Source organism: Achromobacter insuavis (genome assembly GCF_902859645.1).
In the GTDB taxonomy this organism is placed as follows: Bacteria; Pseudomonadota; Gammaproteobacteria; order Burkholderiales; family Burkholderiaceae_B; genus Achromobacter; species Achromobacter insuavis.
Genome location: NZ_CADIJR010000176.1, coordinates 1 through 2,031, shown reverse-complemented (window position 1 = coordinate 2,031; position 2,031 = coordinate 1). Strand labels below are relative to the sequence as shown.

The following is a 2,031-nucleotide window of genomic DNA, read 5'->3' as shown; positions in this document are numbered from 1 at the left end:
CGACAGCAGCAGCGGATGGCCCGGCGCGCCGTCCACGCGCGGGCGCAGGCTGTCTGCGCCGGGCGCGCAGGCGCGCCATTGCGCCAGCAGGTCGGCGATGGCGTTCGCGTCGAGCAGGGGCAGGTCGGCCAGCACCAGCAGCAGGTCATGGTCGGGATGGGCGCGGACGTGTTCGCGCAGCGCCAGGCGCTGGGAATCGGCGAGCGAGGCGTCCGGCAGCGCCTGCGCCAGCGGCGCGATCGCGGCGCGTTGCGCCAGCGGCATCAGGATATCCGCATAGGGGCCGATGACGGCGCGCACCGGCGCGACGCCCGCGTCGCGCAGGCCGCGGGCCAGCCGTTCCAGCAGGCTCACGCCGTCGATGCGCAGCGCCGGCTTGGCGCGGCCGCCCAGGCGCGATCCCTGCCCGGCGGCGAGGATGATGGCGGCAATGGGGGCGGGCATGGCGTAATCAGAGGGGGCAGGCGGTGGCCAGATCGACAGGAGCGATGCGGACGCCGTCGCGCGCCTTGCCGGCGGCCACGCTGTCGAGCGCGCCGCGCGCCACGCCGTTCTTGGCGGCGACGATCTCGGCCATGATCGATAGCGCGATCTCGGCGGGCGTCTTGCTGCCGATATAGAGGCCGGCGGGGCCGCGCAACCGCGCCAGGTCGGCGTCGCCCAGGTCGAAATGCTCGCGCAGCCGCGCGCGGCGCGCGTCGCTGTTGCGGCGCGAGCCGATCGCGCCGACGTAGAACGCTTGCGACTGCAGGGCGTCGATCAGCGCCAGGTCGTCGAGCTTGGGATCGTGGCTCAGCGCGATGATGGCGGTGCGGCGGTCGGGCCGCAGGCGCAGGATCAGGTCGTCGGGCATCTCGCGGCTGTGGACCGCGCCGGGCATTGTCCAGGCCGGCGACTGGGTGTCGCGCGGATCGCAGACGATGACCTCGAAGCCGAGCGTCAGCGCGATCTGGCACAGATAGCCGGTGGTGTCGCCGGCGCCGATCACGATCAGCCGCACCGACGGGCCGAAGTGCGAGGTGAAGGCGGCGGCCGTCAGGCGCGGCAGCCCATCGGCGGGGCCGGGGCGCAGGCTGACGGCGCCGGTGGCCAGGTCCAGCTCGCGCTCGATGCAGTCGCGGCGCAGGCAGTGATCGCGCAGCGCCGGCAGCTGGCTGGCGGGACCGATGCGTTCCATCACCAGTTCGAGGGTGCCGCCGCAGGGCAGGCCGAACTGGCGCGCCTGGTCGGCGTGCACGCCGTAGCGCAGCACCTCGGGCCGCGCCGCCGGGGCCGCGCCGGCGCGCACGCGCGCCACCAGATCGTCCTCGATGCAGCCGCCGGACACCGAGCCGGCGACCTCGCCGCGGGCGTTCAGGGCCATCAGCGCGCCCGGCGGCCGCGGCGACGAGCCCCAGGTGCGCGCCACGGTGACGAGCCACGCGGGCACGCCGTCGCGCTGCCATTGCGCGGCCTGCTGCAGGACCAGGGTGTCGATATCAATCATGCGGACCTCGGGGAGCGGTCTGGATGGGCGAGGGCGGCGCGCACCACGTCGGGCGTGAAGGGCGCCTGGTGGAAGCGCCGGCCGGTGGCGTCGAACAGGGCGTTGGCGATGGCCGCGGGCCCGGGGACCGAGGCGGATTCGCCGGCGCCCATGGGCGGTTCGTCCTGGCGCGGCATCAGCAGCACGTCGATGGGCGGCAGGTCCTTGAAACCGATGATGGGGTAGCCGCCCCATTCGCGGCTGACCACGCCGGCCGCGTCGAACTGCACGCGTTCGAGCAGGCAGCGGCTCAGGGTCTGGTTGATGTTGCCATGGATCTGGTGGCGCACGCCATCGGGGTTGACGATCATGCCGGTGTCCTGGCCGACCACCACGCGCGCCAGGGCGATGCGGCCGCTGGCCGGGTCCACGCTCAGGTCGATGACCCAGGCCGCCCAGGCGGCGCCGAAGCCGGGGAACTTGCTGTGCACGTAGCGCGCGTAGGCCACGCCGCGCCCGTGCAGGCGGCCGTCGGCGGCGGGCCGGCCGCGGCTGCCCGCCGCGCC

At 74.7% G+C, this 2,031-nt stretch carries 3 protein-coding genes; all 3 read right to left on the bottom strand.

What is annotated here, in order from left to right:
• Positions 1–444: NTP transferase domain-containing protein (locus tag H0523_RS31930; RefSeq protein WP_180180318.1), on the bottom strand; the 444-nt coding region annotated here is incomplete at its 3' end.
• A 7-nt stretch (positions 445–451) separates the two neighbouring features.
• Positions 452–1,486 (bottom strand): XdhC family protein, encoded by a 1,035-nt coding sequence (locus H0523_RS31925; RefSeq protein WP_054434729.1) that lies wholly within the window; start codon positions 1,484–1,486, stop codon positions 452–454.
• Positions 1,483–2,031, bottom strand: a 549-nt coding sequence (locus H0523_RS31920) for a molybdopterin cofactor-binding domain-containing protein (protein WP_180180317.1), incomplete at its 5' end; no start/stop codon positions are given. The genes H0523_RS31925 and H0523_RS31920, both read right to left, overlap by 4 nt.